At 72.0% G+C, this 16,517-nt stretch carries 16 protein-coding genes; 9 read left to right on the top strand and 7 right to left on the bottom strand.

Going from position 1 to position 16,517, the window contains the following annotated elements; genetic code table 11:
- Positions 1–111 precede the first annotated feature (111 nt).
- Positions 112–1,482: an NADP-specific glutamate dehydrogenase gene (gene gdhA, locus KGD83_RS15340; protein ID WP_212639862.1), complete on the top strand. Its 1,371-nt coding sequence runs from the start codon at positions 112–114 to the stop codon at positions 1,480–1,482.
- Positions 1,483–2,285: 803 nt separating this feature from the next.
- Positions 2,286–3,227, top strand: coding sequence for a serine hydrolase (locus tag KGD83_RS15335; RefSeq protein ID WP_212639861.1), 942 nt, complete (start codon positions 2,286–2,288; stop codon positions 3,225–3,227).
- 102 nt (positions 3,228–3,329) lie between these two features.
- Here the strand turns inward: KGD83_RS15335 and KGD83_RS15330 are convergent, their stop codons facing one another.
- Positions 3,330–4,307 carry an aldo/keto reductase gene (locus KGD83_RS15330; protein WP_212639860.1) on the bottom strand — a complete coding sequence of 326 codons (978 nt, stop codon included), beginning with the start codon at positions 4,305–4,307 and terminating at the stop codon, positions 3,330–3,332.
- A gap of 390 nt (positions 4,308–4,697) precedes the next feature.
- Here KGD83_RS15330 and KGD83_RS15325 point away from each other — a divergent pair, with 390 nt between their 5' ends.
- Both KGD83_RS15325 and KGD83_RS15320 read left to right on the top strand, forming a co-directional pair.
- Complete coding sequence (locus KGD83_RS15325) at positions 4,698–5,966, top strand: purple acid phosphatase family protein (RefSeq protein ID WP_212639859.1); 1,269 nt, start codon at positions 4,698–4,700, stop codon at positions 5,964–5,966.
- 118 nt (positions 5,967–6,084) lie between these two features.
- Positions 6,085–7,383, top strand: coding sequence for an MFS transporter (locus KGD83_RS15320; RefSeq protein ID WP_212639858.1), 1,299 nt, complete (start codon positions 6,085–6,087; stop codon positions 7,381–7,383).
- Positions 7,384–7,496: 113 nt separating this feature from the next.
- On the opposite strand, the gene KGD83_RS15315 is transcribed toward KGD83_RS15320, so the two are convergent.
- Together KGD83_RS15315 and KGD83_RS15310 are read right to left on the bottom strand one after the other, a co-directional pair.
- Positions 7,497–7,937 (bottom strand): VOC family protein, encoded by a 441-nt coding sequence (locus tag KGD83_RS15315; RefSeq protein WP_212639857.1) that lies wholly within the window; start codon positions 7,935–7,937, stop codon positions 7,497–7,499.
- Positions 7,825–8,964, bottom strand: coding sequence for a helix-turn-helix domain-containing protein (locus tag KGD83_RS15310; RefSeq protein ID WP_249351880.1), 1,140 nt, complete (start codon positions 8,962–8,964; stop codon positions 7,825–7,827). The genes KGD83_RS15315 and KGD83_RS15310 overlap by 113 nt, the downstream gene beginning before the upstream one ends.
- 52 nt (positions 8,965–9,016) lie before the next feature.
- Here KGD83_RS15310 and KGD83_RS15305 point away from each other — a divergent pair, with 52 nt between their 5' ends.
- Positions 9,017–9,421 carry a cupin domain-containing protein gene (locus tag KGD83_RS15305; protein WP_212639856.1) on the top strand — a complete coding sequence of 135 codons (405 nt, stop codon included), beginning with the start codon at positions 9,017–9,019 and terminating at the stop codon, positions 9,419–9,421.
- Positions 9,422–9,572: 151 nt separating this feature from the next.
- Here the strand turns inward: KGD83_RS15305 and KGD83_RS15300 are convergent, their stop codons facing one another.
- The 3 genes from KGD83_RS15300 to KGD83_RS15290 form a co-directional block, all read right to left on the bottom strand.
- A complete protein-coding gene (locus KGD83_RS15300; RefSeq protein WP_256448777.1) occupies positions 9,573–9,785 on the bottom strand; it encodes a DUF1349 domain-containing protein in 213 nt (70 codons plus the stop codon).
- 55 nt (positions 9,786–9,840) lie between these two features.
- Complete coding sequence (locus KGD83_RS15295; RefSeq protein WP_212639855.1) at positions 9,841–10,296, bottom strand: pyridoxamine 5'-phosphate oxidase family protein; 456 nt, start codon at positions 10,294–10,296, stop codon at positions 9,841–9,843.
- Between the two features lie 314 nt (positions 10,297–10,610).
- Positions 10,611–11,042, bottom strand: coding sequence for a hypothetical protein (locus KGD83_RS15290; RefSeq protein WP_212639854.1), 432 nt, complete (start codon positions 11,040–11,042; stop codon positions 10,611–10,613).
- A gap of 171 nt (positions 11,043–11,213) precedes the next feature.
- Between KGD83_RS15290 and KGD83_RS15285 the strand changes: the two genes are divergently transcribed.
- The 3 genes from KGD83_RS15285 to KGD83_RS15275 all read left to right on the top strand — a co-directional run bounded on the left by KGD83_RS15285 (position 11,214) and on the right by KGD83_RS15275 (position 13,162).
- Positions 11,214–11,651, top strand: coding sequence for a GNAT family N-acetyltransferase (locus KGD83_RS15285; RefSeq protein ID WP_212639853.1), 438 nt, complete (start codon positions 11,214–11,216; stop codon positions 11,649–11,651).
- Between the two features lie 106 nt (positions 11,652–11,757).
- The gene (locus tag KGD83_RS15280) at positions 11,758–12,498 is read left to right on the top strand and encodes a class I SAM-dependent methyltransferase (RefSeq protein WP_212639852.1); all 741 of its coding nucleotides are present in this window, start codon (positions 11,758–11,760) and stop codon (positions 12,496–12,498) included.
- Between the two features lie 343 nt (positions 12,499–12,841).
- A complete protein-coding gene (locus tag KGD83_RS15275; RefSeq protein ID WP_212639851.1) occupies positions 12,842–13,162 on the top strand; it encodes a type II toxin-antitoxin system PemK/MazF family toxin in 321 nt (106 codons plus the stop codon).
- Positions 13,163–13,290: 128 nt separating this feature from the next.
- On the opposite strand, the gene KGD83_RS15270 is transcribed toward KGD83_RS15275, so the two are convergent.
- Positions 13,291–14,091 (bottom strand): TetR/AcrR family transcriptional regulator, encoded by an 801-nt coding sequence (locus KGD83_RS15270; protein ID WP_212639850.1) that lies wholly within the window; start codon positions 14,089–14,091, stop codon positions 13,291–13,293.
- A gap of 73 nt (positions 14,092–14,164) precedes the next feature.
- Between KGD83_RS15270 and KGD83_RS15265 the strand changes: the two genes are divergently transcribed.
- Positions 14,165–16,435: an ATP-binding cassette domain-containing protein gene (locus tag KGD83_RS15265; RefSeq protein WP_212639849.1), complete on the top strand. Its 2,271-nt coding sequence runs from the start codon at positions 14,165–14,167 to the stop codon at positions 16,433–16,435.
- The last annotated feature ends 82 nt before the right edge of the window (positions 16,436–16,517 follow it).

The raw sequence follows: 16,517 nt of genomic DNA, 5'->3' as shown, positions 1-16,517 counted from the left end.
CAGGGCCTGGGATCACCACCATGTGTTGCGCCAGCGTGCGCGTGTTCGAGGTTCCCGACACAACGGCGTGTGGGGTGCCCGTTCCACCTGTGCTGAAAGGAACGTTCACCCATGCCCTTCGCCGACGAGGCAGGCCGTGACCACCACCCCGGAGTCCGATCCGCCTACGAGCACGTCGTGCGCCGCAACCCCGACGAGCCGGAGTTCCAGCAGGCGGTGCTGGAGGTCCTGGACGACCTCTCCCCGGCCCTGACCCGGCACCCCGAGTACGCCGAGCAGCGCATCCTGGAACGCCTGTGCGAGCCCGAGCGCCAGGTGATCTTCCGGGTGCCCTGGCGTGACGACCAGGGCCGGGTGCACGTCAACCGGGGCTTCCGGGTGGAGTTCAACAGCGCGCTGGGCCCCTACAAGGGCGGGCTGCGCTTCCACCCCAGCGTCAACCTCGGCGTGATCAAGTTCCTGGGCTTCGAGCAGATCTTCAAGAACGCCCTGACCGGCATGAACATCGGCGGCGGCAAGGGCGGCAGCGACTTCGACCCCAAGGGCCGCTCCGAGACGGAGATCGAGCGGTTCTGCCAGTCGTTCATGACCGAGCTGCACCGCCACCTGGGTGAGCACACCGACGTCCCGGCCGGGGACATCGGCGTGGGCGGCCGCGAGATCGGCTACCTGTTCGGCCAGTACCGGCGCCTGGCCAACCGCTGGGAGGCCGGTGTGATCACCGGCAAGGGCCTGGAATGGGGCGGCTCGCGGGTGCGCACCGAGGCCACCGGCTACGGCAGCGTGCTCTTCACCCAGCGGATGCTGGAGCGGTCGGGCCGCGCCCTGGACGGTCAGCGGGTGGTGGTCTCCGGGTCGGGCAACGTGGCGATCTACTCGGTGGAGAAGGCCCAGCAGCTGGGCGCGAACGTGGTGGCCGTCTCCGACTCCGGCGGCTACGTGGTGGACGACAAGGGCTTGGACCTGGACCTGCTCAAGCAGGTCAAGGAGGTCGAGCGCGCCCGGATCAGCGTCTACGCCGAGCGTCGCGGCGGAGGCGCCCACTACGTCGAGGGCGGCAGCATCTGGGACGTGCCGTGCGACGTGGCGCTGCCCTCGGCCACCCAGAACGAGCTGGACGCCGACGCGGCGCGCACACTGGTGCGCAACGGCGTCGCGGCGGTGGCGGAGGGCGCGAACATGCCCACCACGCCCGAGGCGGTCAAGGTGCTGCGCGAGGCCGGTGTGCTGTTCGCGCCGGGCAAGGCGGCCAACGCCGGCGGTGTGGCCACCAGCGTGCTGGAGATGCGCCAGAACGCGCGGCGCACGTCGTGGTCCTTCGAGCACGCCGAGGCCGAGCTCGCCGAGACGATGGCGGGCATCCACGACCGCTGCGAGGAGGCGGCCGAGCGCTACGGGGCCCCGGGCGACTACGTGCTGGGCGCCAACGTGGCCGGGTTCGAGCGGGTGGCCGGCGCGATGCTGGCCCAAGGCCTCATCTGACACGGACCGGTCAAGTAATTCCAGGAGAAGCCTCCGTTACGAGGAACCGTAGCGGAGGTTTTTCCTTTACTCCGAAGAAAAGGCCGTGATCCGGCCGGGGCAGCGACGTGCTCCGCCTTTGTTCCGGACGACTTGTGAAGAACCTGTGTGGGGTTTCGGAGGATATTGACTCTCCGAGCGCTGAGGGTGAAGGATGTGAACGCACTTCGTTCCGACATCTGGAGTTCGCGCGTGCCGAGAGACGTCGCCGTTTCCCTTCTGCCACACATGACCTCGCCGTTGTCCCCTCGCTATCCGGGCAGGAGCGTGTCTTCGGGGCAAGGCCGTGGAAGGGCGCGGCGGTCCCGCCGACACGGGCGCGGGGCGGGCCGCCACCCGTTCTCCGCCCGAGGAGGCACGGAATGCCGGACAGGGCTCACCGTGAAGTTTTCCCGCCGTATCGTCCGCCGTTCCCCGAGGTGAGAAAGCATTTCCGGAGAAAACGGCCGCGCTCGGCGAGCACGCGTGCCGCACGCCACTCGTCCCGTGCCGAAAACTCAAAAGCCAGCCAAACCGGAAGAACCGCACGACGGGCATCGGATTCCGGTGATCAGCCCCGCCGCGAACACTTGTTGACGCACTTCACCCGGGCCGTCGAAGGAAACGGAGGATGACCGGCGCCTCGGTGGTTTCGGCGCCGCCGCACACGACGCGCCCGTGACGCATCGGCTGGCAGGTCCCCGCTCCTTGGAATCCGGACCGCCCCCGACCTCCCCGCCCCGTCATCCGACCACAGGTCGTCCCATCACCATGAGGAGACGCGTATGTCCGCTGACCGCGCCAACACCGCCCCCCGCCGCAGGTGCACGGCCGCGGCGCTCACCGCGCTGATCGCCGCAGGGTCCGCCGTCGCCCTGCCCTCGGCGGCCGCCGCCGACATCCGGCCGGAGCCCGTCTGCGTCTCGCAGACCCACCCCGAGGTCGCTCGGCGCCTCGACGAGCGGATCCGCCAGGAGGTCGGCCAGCGCGCCGGGACCGTCGCCGTGGGAGTCTCCGCCTACGGGGGCGACCTCACCTGCGCGCTCGGCGCGGACACCGGGTTCGACGCCGCCAGCGTCGGCAAGGTGGTGGTCCTGGGCGCGCTGCTGCGCACCGCCATGGAGGAGGGGCGCGAACTCACCCCCCGCGAGGAGGAGCTCGCGACCGACATGATCACGGTGTCGGGGAACGACTCCGCGGTGGAGCTGCGCAACCAGCTCGGCCTGGAGCGCCTCCAGCACTTCCTCGACCTGACGGGGATGGACAACACGACGCTGCATCCCGAGGGGTACGTCGGGCTGATGAAGATCAACGTTCGGGACCAGCTCACCCTGCTCGACGTGATCGGCTCCGACAACGACGTGCTCGGAGCCGAGGAGCGCGCGTACGCGCGCGGCCTCATGGGCGACGTGGTCGAGTCGCAGCGCTGGGGTGTCCCCACGGGTGCGCCCGCGGGGGCACAGGTCTACCTCAAGAACGGCTGGCTGCCCTACGACGACACCGACACCTGGCGGATCAACAGCATGGGCGGGTTCAAGGACACGCCGATCGGCGACTACGAGGTCGTCGTCCTCACCGACGGCAACGACGGCATGCAGTACGGGGTGGACAGCATCGAGGCCGTGGCCGCCGGTGTGCACTCGGTGCTGACCGGCGAGAGCGCGAGGACCCTGGTGCGGCCGACCGAGATCCCCGAGGCGGTCTCCGACGGTTCCGACCGGGTCTGACCCGCTTCCCCGTCCGCCGGTGCACCGGCGGACGGGGAAGCGCGGGACCGGGGCGCGCGTCTGGGCCCCGGCCCTCGCGGACCTGGGGCGGTCACCCGTGCGTCACCACAGGTGGTGGACCCGGGGCCGGACGAGTTCGTCGTAGACCTCGGCCACCCGGGCGCGGACCCCGGGGTCGAGCGGGGCCAGCTCGGCGGCGGAGGCGTTGCCGCGCGCCTGGTCGGCGTTGCGGGCGCCGGGGATGACCACGCTGACCCCCTCCTGGTCCAGGATCCAGCGCAGCGCGAACTGGGCCATGGTCACGCCCTCGGGCACCAGCGGGCGCAGGCGCTCCACCGCCTCCAGCCCGGTGGCGTAGTCGATGCCGGAGAAGGTCTCGCCCTTGTCGAAGGCCTGGCCCTCGCGGTTGAAGTTGCGGTGGTCGTCCTCGCCGAAGGCGGTGTCGGCGGTGAACCTGCCCGACAGCAGACCGCTGGCCAGGGGCACGCGGGCGATGATGCCGACCCCGGCCTCGCGGGCGGCGGGCAGCACCTTCTCCAGCGGCTTGTGGCGGAAGGCGTTGAGGATGATCTGCACCGTGGCCACGTTGGGCCGGGCGATCGCCGTCAGCGCCTCGTCCACGGTCTCCACCGACACCCCGTAGGCGCGCATGCGGCCCTCGGCGACCATGGCGTCCAGGTCGTCGAAGACGGCGTCGGTGGCGATGACCCGCGGTGGCGGGCAGTGCAGCTGGACGAGGTCGATCGTGTCCACGCCCAGGTTCTGGCGGGAGCGGTCGTTCCAGGCGCGGAAGTTGTCGGGGTTGTAGTTGTCGGGGGTCTGGTCGGCGCGGCGGCCCATCTTGGTGGCCACGGTGATGCCGGGGCGCTCCTTGAGCAGCTGGCCGACGAGCCGCTCGCTGCGGCCGTCGCCGTAGACGTCGGCGGTGTCGAAGAAGGTGACACCGGCGTCGGCGGCCGCGTGCAGGGCGGCCAGGGCGTCGGTCTCGCTGACCTCGCCCCAGGAGGCTCCGATCTGCCAGGCGCCGAAACCGATGACGCCCACGTTGTTGCCGGTGCGGCCGAGTACGCGTGTTTCCATGGGTGCGATCCTAGGCCCTTGGGAGCGTTCCCATCTGCGCGGACTCCCCCTGATCGCGTTCCGCACCCCCAGGGCTTCGGGAGCACCTGGGCCAGAGGCCGTCGGGTTCGGGGACGACCAGTCCAGAGGCCACGGCACGGAACCGCCGGGTTCGGGGACTCTCGGCTTCGGAAGCCACCGATCCGGAGTGCCCGGTGAGGACAGCGCCGCGGGGCCACCGGCACGGGAGCCGCCGGTGACGGCGGCGGCCCGGTACCCTGCGCCTGTGACAGCGGTCACGCCAGGCGTTCACCATGCCGCGACGGAACGTCCCCGGGCGTTCACACCGCGTTGCGCGCGGGCGGCTACCTTCGCTGCATCAGCGTTCCCCCGGCAGAAAGGCGCCCCCCCGTGTCCCGCTTCGCCGCTCGCCCCGCTCCCGCCCTGCTCGGCACGGCCCTGCTGGCCCTGACCCCCGTCGTCGCCAACGCACCCGCCGCGTCCGCGGCCACCGCGCCCGAACGGGTGATCCTCTCGCCCACGGCCGACCCCGCCACCTCCCAGACCATCGCCTGGCGCTCGGACGGATCGGGCTCGCCGGTCATGCGGATCGCCCCCGCCACCGACCCCGGCCGGGTCACCACCGTCGGGGGCTCCGACACCGGCTCGGCCAACGGCACCTTCCACGCCGCCACCGCCACCGGCCTGACCCCCGACACCGCCTACCGCTACCGCGTGGGCGACGGAACCGCCTTCAGCCCCTGGCGCACCTTCACCACCGCGGCCTCCGGCGCCGAGGCCTTCACCTTCCTGCACTTCGGCGACGTCCAGAACGGCATCTCCACCGGCGGCGCCACGGTGGCGCGGGCAGCCCTGGCCGCCGAACCCGACGCCGAGCTGGTCGTGCACTCCGGCGACCTGGTCGACTCGCCCAACAGTGAGTCGCAGTGGACCGAGTGGTTCGACGCCTTCGGAGCCGAGGCCACCGGCACCGTCAACCACCTCGCCGCCCCCGGCAACCACGAGTACTCGCTGCTCTCCTTGAGCCGGTACTGGAACCCGCAGTTCCCGGGCGCGGGCAACGGGCCCACCAGCGGACGCCACCTGCCCCAGACCGTCTACCGCACCGACTACCAGGGCGTGCGCTTCGTCGTCCTCAACTCCAACTACCGCAACGCGGCGCCGCTGAGCACGGACTCCTGGCTGGACACCCAGCAGCGCTGGCTGGAGGAGGCCCTGGCCGCCAACCCCCACCCCTGGACGGTGGTCACCTTCCACCACACCGTCTTCTCCAACAGCCCCAGCCGCGACAACGGACCCCTGCGCGACTCCTGGCTCGACACCCTGGAGGAGCACGACGTGGACCTGGTCCTCCAGGGCCACGACCACTCCTACGGTCGGGGGAACCTGACCGCGAACCGCACCGACGACCCCGACGTGCAGACCGGCCCGGTCTACACCGTCGCGGTGACCGGCACCAAGATGTACGACGCCTCCGCCTCCAACTGGACCGACAACGGCGCCGAGGTGCGTGTGCAGCTGACCGGCACCTCCACCTTCCAGGCCGTGGAGGTGGACGGCGCCCGACTGCGCTACACCGCCCGCACCGCCGACGGCGCGGTCGTGGACTCCTTCACCATCGACAAGAACGACGGCAAGCGCGTGACCGACACGCTCTGAGCCCCGCCGTGGCGCCCCGGCCCCTCGCCGGGGCGCCAGGCGTGACGAAGGCCCCCAGCGCCGGTGCGGCCGGGCGTTAGGGTGAGGGCCCGCCACCCCGGCCCCCGAAGGAACCCCGTTGCCGTCCGCCTCCGTCTCCTCCTCGCCCGGCCTCAGCGCGGCCTTCCACCGTTTCTGGGCGGGCAGCGTGTCCAGCAACCTGGCCGACGGCGTCATGCTCACCGCCCTGCCCATGCTCGCGGCGGCGCTGACCAACGACCCCCTGGCCGTCGCGGGGCTGACGACGGCCCGCTACCTGCCCTGGCTGCTGTTCGGCCTGATCGCCGGGGTCCTTGCCGACCGTGCCGACCGGGTGCGGATGATGGTCGCCGCCAACCTGGCCCGGGCCGCGGTGATCCTCGTCCTGGCCGTCCTCATCGCCACGGGGCAGGCCACCGTCGTGCTGCTGTACGCGGTCATGTTCGCGGTGATGACCTGCGAGATCTTCTACGACGTGGCGGCGCGCGCGGTGCTGCCGTCCCTGGCGCGGGGTGCGCTGGACCGGGCCAACGGGCGTCTGGTGGGCGGGCGCGAGGTCGCCCAGGAGTTCGTGGGGGCGCCGCTGGGCGGGTTCCTGTTCGTGGTGGCCGCGTTCCTGCCGCTGGCGGTCAACGCCGGAGCCTGGGTCCTGGGAGCCCTGGTGCTGCTCGGCCTTCCCCGGGCGGCCCGGGTACCGGGAGCGGCGCCCTCCCCGGAGCCGCACGTGCGCGGTGGTCGCGCGGCGGCGGTGCGGTCGGTGCTCTCCGACCTGTTCGAAGGGCTGCGCTTCGTGTGGGGCGACGTGCCGCTGCGGTCGCTGGTGCTGTTCGTCGCGCTGGCCAATCTGGGCGCCGGGGCGCTGGCCGGGGTGTTCGTGCTGGTTGTCCAGGACCACTTCGGAGTGCCCGAGCACTTGTTCGGGGTGTTCCTGTCGGTGGCGGCGGTGGGGGCGATCGCGGGGGCCGCGCTGGCGGCGCGGGCCGGTGCGCGGTTCGGTCGCTTCCCCGTCCTGGCGGCCGGGTTCCTGTGCCAGGCGGCCCTGAGCCTGGCCTTCGCCTTCGCTCCGAACGCGTGGGTAGCGGCCGCGGTGTGGTCGGTCTTGGCCGGGGCGAGCACGTTGGCGGGCGTGCTGGCGGCGGGGGTGGTGCAGTTGGTCGTGCCAGAGCACCTGATGGGGCGGGTACTGAGCGTGAAGAAGATGCTGTCCTTCTCTCTGCTCCCGGTGGGCACGCTGCTGGGCGGTGTTCTGGGCCGGGTGGACCTGCGGGCTCCGGCGGTGCTGGGGGCTGTGGTGGTCGCTGTGGCGACGGTGTGGGTGTGGGGCCGCATGCGCGCGCTGTCGGCCCGCGCGGACCAGGTCGAGCGGCTGGCGCGCCGGAGCGATCCGGCGGAGGGGTGAGGCGCCAGGCGTGACGAAGGCCCCCAGCGCCGGTGCGGCCGGGCGGCGGGGGCCAGCCGTGGCGGGGAACGAGGCCGGTACGGCGGGTATCCGGAACGTCCTCGGAGCGGCCCTCAGCCGTCGAAGCCGGTCAGCGCGCCCCGGCCGTCGAACCTGACCACCGACGCCCAGGCGATCCCCCAGCGGTTGCCCTCGGGGGCCGCGACGTACGCGGACCGCCCTCCCCATGAGCGCTCCACCGGTTCGGCCACGACCGTGGCACCGGCCCGCACCGCGGCCGCGAGGGCGCTGTCCACTTGCTCGGGGCCGTCCACGTTGCAGGCGAGCGTGATCCCCGACCAGCCGCCGGGGCCTGGAGCTCCGTCCGCCGCCTCGGCGGCCAACTCCTCCACGGGGTACAGGGCCAACAGGACGCCGTCCAGGAGGAAGGCCGACCAGCCGTCACCGCTGGCAGGGACCTCCTCCCAGCCCAGGGCCCTGTAGAAGCGGCGGAGCCGGGGCAGGTCCCGGGCTGCCAGCGTGACGACGGACAAACGCACGGGCAGGTCGGACATGCCCGGAGGCTACGCGGTCGGCCTCGGCTGAGGGAAGGACCGCAGGGCCTGAAGTCCCGGCCGGCTGCCTCGGCCCGAAGCGCTCCCGGTAGGTGGAGGGGCTGACTCCGGTGTGGGCGCGCATGCTCGCGCGAAGGTTGGCGGTGCTGCCCAGGCCGCTGGCGCGGGCGACGGTCTCCAGCCCCATTCCGCCCGCCTCGATCAGGCGGCAGGCCAGCAGCACCCGCTCGGCGCGCAGCCAGGCCAGCGGAGTCGTGCCCAGCTCGGCGCGGAAGCGGCGGTGCAGGGTCGCGGCGCTGACCGACGCCCGGGCGGCCAGGTCGGCGACGGTGAGCGGGGAGTCCAGGCGCTCGCGCGCCCAGTCCAGGAGCGGGGACAGTGAGGTGTCGGCCGCCTCGGGGACGGGTCTGGGCACGAACTGGCGCTGCCCGCCCTCGCGGTGGGCGGTGAACACCAGTCTTCTGCTGACGGTGTTGGCGACCCCCTCCCCGTGGTCGCGGCGGATCAGGTGCAGTCCCAGGTCCAGGGCGGCGGCGCTGCCCGCCGCGGTGAGTACCCGGCCCTCGTCCACGAACAGCACGTCCCGCTCCAGCCGGACGCGGGGGTAGGTCCTGGCGAACAACTCCTCGAACCGCCAGTGTGTGGCGGCGCGGCGGCCGTCCAGGACCCCGGCCGCCGCAAGGGTGAACGCGCCGCTGCAGAAGCTCACCAGACGGGCGCCGCGCCGGTCCGCCGCGCGCACGGCCTCCACCACCCTCCGGGAGGGCGGCACCTCGGGGTCGGGCCGGTTGGGCACGATGACGGTGTCGGCTTCGGCCACCGCCTCCAGCCCGGCCAGGCTTCCGAGGGTGAACATGCCCAGGTGCACGCGCACCTCGGGCACGGCCGCGCACACCGTCAGGTCGTACCAGGGTCGGTCGATCTCGGGGCGGCGCAGTCCGAACAGCTCGGTGGCCACGCTCATCTCGAACGGGTTGGAGCCCTCGTCCACGACGAGGGCCACGCGGTGCGAGGATTCTTGCGGCATGTGCGATTCCTAGCACTTCCCCGGGCGGCGCGCCATCGCCAGGATGGCCCTCATGAGCGAACAGCCGATCAACCTGAACGACGCGCTGGACTCCTTCGAGCAGCTGTGGAGCCCGCGCATCGTCACCCGGGTCAACGACTACGACGTGCGCGTGGCCAAGGTCCGTGGGGAGTACGTGTGGCACGCCCACGACGACACCGACGAGTTCTTCCTGCTGCTGGACGGGGAACTGCGCATCCGGCTGCGCGAGCACGCCGGGGGAGCTGAACGGGTGGTCACCCTCGAGAGGGGGGCGGTCTTCGTCGTGCCGCGCGGGACCGAGCACCGGCCCGAGTCCGACGCCGGGGCCGCCATCCTGCTGTTCGAGCCGACGGGAACCCTGACGGTGGGCGACCGGCACGAGGAGGTGCCCGACCACGTGGACGCCACCACCGGACACGCCCTGGACGCGGGCTGACGCGGAGGGCCGTTCGCACAGGCCCGCACTCGGAACGCCTCATCGCGTCTGCCCCGTCCTCCTGCCTCCTGCGCTGACCCGGCGCGGGCCCCCTTTCGGAGCGGAGCGCGGACCCGCCTCGAAGGGTCCCGTGCCGTGGTCGCTCCGCGCCTCAGGAGCCGTCCCGCAGTTCGGCCAGGCGCTCGCCGGTGAAGCGGATGCGGTCGAAGGTGACGGCGCAGCCGTCGCCGGTGGGCGACTGGGCCTCGAACCCGATCCGGGCGCTCGCGGCGGCGTCGACGGCGAAGAACCGGATCATCCGCCAGGCCGTGCCGTCCAGGTCGGCGTGGCATGGCGCACTGCGCCCCTCCAGGCCGGAGCACACCGTGCCGGGACCGGGCTCCGGGCCGGTCCGCGAAGCTTGGCGGCCGTTTGCGGGGTCAGGGGCGGGTCTTGGACAGGTCCTGGACGATGGTCCGTTCGGGGACGAAGCGGACGAGCCGTGTGTCGTCGTCGAAGTCCTTGAAGTCTGTGGGCCAGGTGGTCTCGTCGTCGCCGAGGTAGCGGCGGAGCTTGCGTCTGGAGCGTTCCTCGTCGTAGGGCACGACCTCGGCCTTGCCCCGCATGATCACCTGGAGGAACTCCAGTCTCTCCAGGTCACAGGTGTCCACGACCAACGCGACCCGGGGGTCCTTGGCCAGGAACCGCGACATCCGCGAGTAGGCGCCGGTGATCCACCAGACCGCGCCCTCCTCCCACAGGAACCACACCGGACGCACCGTGGGCGCACCGGAGGAGTCGGAGGCGGCCACCCTGGCGACCAGGGGCCGGGCCAGGAAGGCGTCGACGTCGAAGGGGTACTCGTGCTGACTGAAGGTGCTGGGGGTATCGCTCACACCTTCAGGCTAGGCAGCCCGGGACGGCGGGAGAAGGCGCATTTTCGGGCTGTGGACAACCCGTCGCGGGGTGCGCGGCGGCGGGCCGGACGGAGCTGCGGCCCGCCAGCGGGAGGGCGCGGGAGCACCCTGAGGCCCTGGGGGCTCGGGAGGCCATGAGGCGGGTGAGCTAACGCCTCTCTTGAGACCCGGCGCCCCTGTGAGCCGGCGGCACCGCCGCGCACGGTGGTGCCGCCCGTTCGCACGGTCTGTCCGGACCGCCGCAACCGTGAGCGCCCCGCCGGACCCGGCTCCGCGCCCGGAGCCCGCCCGGTTCAGGGGTGAGGGGCCTGCCGCAGCTTGGTCAGCTCCTCCTCGTCGAAGTCCCCGGCGAAGCTCGGGATGGTCGAGGCGGCCCTGACGTCGGGCGCGGCCAGTTCGGGGTCATCGCGCTGGAGTGCGAACGCCGGTGCCCAACGGGCCATGTGGTCCAGGGCGTCCACCACGGAGTGGAAGTACAGGTGCTGTTCGAAGCGGTCGTTGGCGATGTGCATGAAGAAGGTCCTGCCGTCGTCGCCGACGAACAGATGGGCGTAGGAGAACGCGCAGGGCCCGCCGTACTCGGCGAACGGATGGTTGTCGAACCCGGCACGGGCCACGCAGTCCGTCCAGTCCTCCTCGACGGTCTGGGTGGCGCACGCTTCTTCGACGGGGTCGGGCCCCGGCGCCCACGCGCCGTCCCGGTAGTGCAGTGCGGTGGTGGTCATGGGGGCCATGCTCGCAGGTGGAGCCGGTTGGCGGGCGGAGTTGGCGGTATCGGCCGGGCCCGGACGACAGCCCGGGTCCGAGGGGGTCGCGGTGCTCCCCGCCCGGGCCGCAGTGCCGGAAACCGGTGGGTGTGGCGACCGGCCCGCACACCCTTGGGTAGCGTGCGGGAAATGACTCCCCACGTGACCATCCGCACGGTCCGGACCGCCGACGCGGACGGGCTCGTACCGCTCTACGCGGCGCTGTCGCACCCCGCCACGGCCGCTCGGGTGCGCAGTCGTCTCGAACGGCTGGCAGGCGACCCCACCTACGGCTTCTGGGTCGGTGAGGCCGCCTCGGGAGAGCTGCTGGGCTTCGCCGCCGGGCACCTGCTGTTCCCGGTGGAGGACGACAGCCCGGCCGCTCAGCTCATCGCGCTGGTCACCGCCGGGGACGCACGGGGGAGGGGCGTGGGCACGGCGCTGTGCGCCGCGTTCGAGGCCTGGGCGGTGGAGCGGGGTGCGGCCCGGGCCATGCTGAACTCCGCGACGGGGCGGACCGAGGCGCACGCCTTCTACACCCGGCGCGGCTACACCGCCTCGGGAGCGCGGTTCTCGAAGCCCCTGTAGCACCGATCGACCAGCAGGCGGCGAGGATCTCCACCGGTGGCGCTCCGTGTTCGCGGGCGCGCGAAAATCCGGTGACGGCGGGGGAGCGGTCGGCCACAATGGCCCGATGGTCGACCGACACTTCTCCCAGCCGGACCTGGCCGAGCTCTACGACTACTTCAACTTCTGGCGGTCCTCACCCCAGGACGACTTCTACCTCGACCTGGTCATGGACGCCCGCTGCGTCCTGGACGTGGGCTGCGGGACGGGCAAGCTCCAGCGGGTGGCGCGCGAGCGCGGCCACACCGGGCGCCTGGTCGGCCTGGACCCGGCCGACGCGATGCTGGAGGTCGGGCGGCGCGACCGCGACGACGTCGAGTGGATCCTGGGTGACCTGCTCACACGTCCCTTCGAGGGTGAGTTCGACCTGGTCGTCATGACCGGCCACGCCTTCCAGGTGTTCCTCACCGACGACGAGTTGCGGGAGTTCCTGGCGGCGGTGCGGCGCGCCCTGACCTCCGACGGAAGGTTCGTGTTCGAGACCCGCAACCCGGCCGCGCGGGGCTGGGAGGCGTGGACCCCCGAACGGGTGCGCACCGTGGACGGCCCCGGAGGGCGTGAGGCCACCTGTGTCCACCGGCTGGAGAGCGTGGAGGGCGACCTGGTCACCTTCACCTCCGACTACGGCGTCGAGGGGTGGGACCGGCCCAAGAGCAGCCGCAGCACGCTGCGCTTCCTGGACGCCGAGCCCCTGAACGGCTTCCTGGCCGAGGCCGGATTCGACGTCAGCGCGCAGTACGGCTATTGGGACCGCGGTCCGCTCACCGACGCGAGCACGGAGATCATCACCTTCGCTCGGCCGTGCTGATTCCCGGTACGTGCATCACTTTTGGATGCATCAATATGAGGCATGGAAACCGAGAAGGGGAAGTCCGTGCCGGTGCGGGCGAACGCCGCCTTCCCGGCCGAGCGGATCCAACACCCCGATACGCCGGAGCGCCGTCCCGCCTCCGGTCTCGTGGGCGGGCTGCCCGAAGGCGGGCTGTCCGAGAGCGCGGCCCCGGCAGCTCTGCTGGAGGCGGGTCGGACCGCTGTCGCCAGAAGGTCCTGGCCCAGGAGTACGCGGCCGTGGCCCAGGAGGACACCAGAGAGGACGGGGAGGCCAGAGCGGCCGTGCGCGGTCGTGTCAGCCGCCGCCAGCGGGCCGACTGATGGCGCCGCTGGTCCCGGTGCGCGGCCGGGTCTGCGCCGTCGGCATCGACTCCGGGCGCAAACCCTGGGTGGTGGTGTCCAACGACCACCGCAACCGGGCGTTGGGAGACTGCCTGGCGGTACGGCTGACCACGACACCGCGCACTCCCACCACCACGAACGTGGCGTTGGGACCCGCTGATCGCCCCTTCGTCGGGCGGATCATGTGCGACGACATCGCTCTGCTGGGCGGCGAGGATCTCATCGAGGACCAGGGAGCCCTCAGCTTCGCGACCATGACCTGCGTGGCGAACGGGCTCAGGGCGGCGCTGGGTCTGTGAGGCGCCCAACGCGCCACAGCACCGCTCGTCCGGTGGCTGTGGCGGGTGGTGGCCGCCTCCCCGGTGGTTCTCCGACCCCGGCCGCGCCGGCCGCCCGTCCCCGGACGGCCGAGGGGCGCCCGGCGGGCTCACCCGCGCGGGCCGAGGCTGGCCTGGAGCCCGTCCAACAGGGCGTTGAGCCCGAACAGGAAGGTCTCCCACGCCTCCTGTTCCAGGTAGGGCTCGTCCTGGTTCTCGTTGCTGAACGCCCCCTGCTCCGACAGCAGGGTCAGCACGGGGAAGCGCTGGCCGAAGTCGGGGGCGACCCGGTCCAGCTGCGCGGAGCGCTCGTACCACCACGCGTCCTCGGCCATGCCCGTGACCTCCGGAGCGCGGCGCGACTCCGAGGCGATCTGCACGGGTCCGCGCACGAGGGTGAACAGGTTGCCGTAGGCGCTGCGGATCTGCGTGGGGCCCAGCCCGGCGCGGTGCAGGACCACGGCCAGCGACTCGAAGAGCCGGTACTCGTTGGGGCCCAGCACCGGCCGGGCCTGGGAGACCTCCAGGGTCCAGGGGTGGTCCAGGTAGAAGTCCCACAGCCGGGTGGCCCAGGACGTCGTAGCCGTGCGCCAGTCCGGTTCGGCGTCGGCCTCGGCTGCGTCGGCCAGTTCCGCGAAGACGTGGTCGTACATCAGCTCCACGAGTTCGTTCTTGCTGGCCACGTAGGTGTAGAGCGACATGGCGGTGCGCCCCAGGCGCTGGCCCACCGCGCGCATGGACAGCGCCTGCATCCCCTCCGCGTCGGCGAGGGCGATGGCGGTCTCCACCACCAGGTCCACGCTGAGTTCGGGCTTGGGCCCGGGAGCCGTCCGGCCGCCGTCCCCGCCGCGCGAACGCCACAGCAGCTCCATGGCGCGACGGGCGTCACCCTGCCCGGCGTAGACCACCACTTGCATCTCCTTACGCCATAAACTAACGTTCTCCAGCCATCAGCTTACGCCATAAGGACTCCTGAGGAGCAGTGTGTCTTCCCACCCCACCACAGCGGACACCCACGACACCATCCAGGTCCGGGGAGCCCGGGAGAACAACCTCGCCGACGTCTCGGTGGACATCCCCAAACGGAGGCTGAGCGTCTTCACCGGCCTGTCCGGCTCGGGCAAGTCCTCCCTGGTCTTCGGAACGATCGCCGCCGAGTCCCAGCGCCTGATCAACGAGACCTACACGACCTTCGTCCAGTCGTTCATGCCCAGTCTGGGGCGGCCCGACGTGGACAGCCTGCGCAACCTCAGCGCGGCGATCATCGTCGACCAGGAGCGGATGGGCGCCAACTCCCGCTCCACCGTCGGCACCGCCACCGACGCCGCCGCCATGCTGCGGATCGTCTTCAGCCGGGTCGGCACCCCGCGTCTGGAACCCTCCAGCGCCTTCAGCTTCAACAACTCCGAGGGCATGTGCGGTGAGTGCGAGGGTCTGGGTCGCACCAACCAGATCGACGTGGACGAGCTCGTCGACCGCGACCTGTCCCTGAACGAGGGCGCGATCACCGTCCCCGGGTTCGCGGTGGGCAACTGGTACTGGCAGGTCATGGTCAACTCCGGCCTGCTGGACCCCGACCGCAGGCTGAGCGACTACAGCCCCGAGGAGTGGCGGGTCCTCCTCCACCAGCCCTCCACACGCGTCAAGACGGACAGCCACTCCTTCTCCTACGAGGGGTTGGTGGTCAAGGTCAAGCGGACATACCTGGCCAAGGACCGCGAGGCGATGCAGCCCCAGATGCGGGCCTTCGTCGACCGCGCGGTGACCTTCTCCACCTGCCCCGAGTGCGAGGGCGCCCGCCTCAACGCCCGGGCCCGGGCCGTCGAGGTCGCCGGACGCACCATCACCGAGTGCTCGGCCATGCAGGTCGACGAGCTGGCCGGCTTCGTGCGCTCCCTGGACGAGCCCTCGGTCAAGCCCCTGCTGGACAACCTCGGGCACACCCTGGAGTCCCTGGTGCAGGTGGGGCTGGGCTACCTGAGCCTGGACCGGGAGTCGGGCACGCTCTCGGGCGGCGAGGCGCAGCGGGTCAAGATGGTGCGCCACCTGGGCTCCAGCCTCAGCGACGTCACCTACGTCTTCGACGAGCCGACCACCGGCCTGCACCCGCACGACATCGAGCGGATGAACAACCTGCTGCTGAGCCTGCGCGACAAGGGCAACACGGTGCTGGTGGTCGAGCACAAGCCCGAGACGATCGCCATCGCCGACCACGTGGTGGACCTGGGCCCCGGCGCCGGGCCCTCGGGCGGACGCGTCACCTACACCGGTGACGTGGCCGGACTGCGCGCCTCGGGCACGCTCACCGGCGACCACCTGGACCACCGGGCCGCCCTGCGCGAGCGGGTGCGCACGCCCCGGGGACACATCTCCATCACCGGCGCGAACTCGCACAACCTCAAGGACGTCAGCGTGGACATCCCGACCGGGGTGCTCACGGTGGTCACCGGCGTGGCGGGCTCGGGCAAGAGCTCGCTCATCCACGGCGCCCTGCCCGGGCGCGAGGACGTGGTGGTGGTCGACCAGTCGGCGATCAAGGGGTCGCGGCGCTCCAACCCGGCCACCTACACCGGGCTGCTGGATCCGATCCGCACCGCCTTCGCCCGCGCCAACAACGTCAAGGCGTCGCTGTTCAGCGCCAACTCCGAGGGCGCCTGCCCCGAGTGCAAGGGCACCGGGGTCGTCTACACCGACCTGGCGATGATGGCCGGGGTCTCCTCGCCCTGCGAACACTGCGGGGGCAAGCGGTTCCGGGCCGAGGTGCTCACGCACAAGCTGCGCGGCAAGGACATCAGCGAGGTGCTGGCGATGTCGGTGGTGGAGGCGCGGGAGTTCTTCTCCGGCGGCAACGCCCGCACCGTCCTGGACCGGCTGCACGACGTGGGCCTTGGATACCTGGGCCTGGGCCAGCCGCTGACCACCCTGTCGGGCGGTGAGCGCCAGCGCCTGAAGCTGGCCATCAACATGGCCCGCGACGGGGCGGTGTACGTGATGGACGAGCCGACCACGGGCCTGCACCTGGCCGACGTGGACCGGCTGCTGGCGCTGCTGGACCGGCTGGTGGACGACGGGAACACGGTGGTGGTGATCGAGCACCACCAGGCGGTGATGGCGCACGCCGACCACGTCATCGACCTGGGGCCGGGAGCCGGGCACGACGGCGGCCGGATCGTGTTCGAGGGCAGTCCCGCCCGGCTGGTGGCGGAGGGCGACACCCTCACCGCCCGCCACCTGCGGGCCTACCTGGAGCGCTGACCGGCGTTCGCCGGGAGGGCCTGAGCGGCGGGCACGCGCGCCGGAGCCCCCACGTGCGGCGGGGACAGCCGCGCTGTCCCCG

The organism is Nocardiopsis akebiae, assembly GCF_018316795.1.
GTDB lineage: Bacteria > Actinomycetota > Actinomycetes > Streptosporangiales > Streptosporangiaceae > Nocardiopsis > Nocardiopsis dassonvillei.
This window is presented reverse-complemented; position numbering and strand designations above follow the sequence as displayed.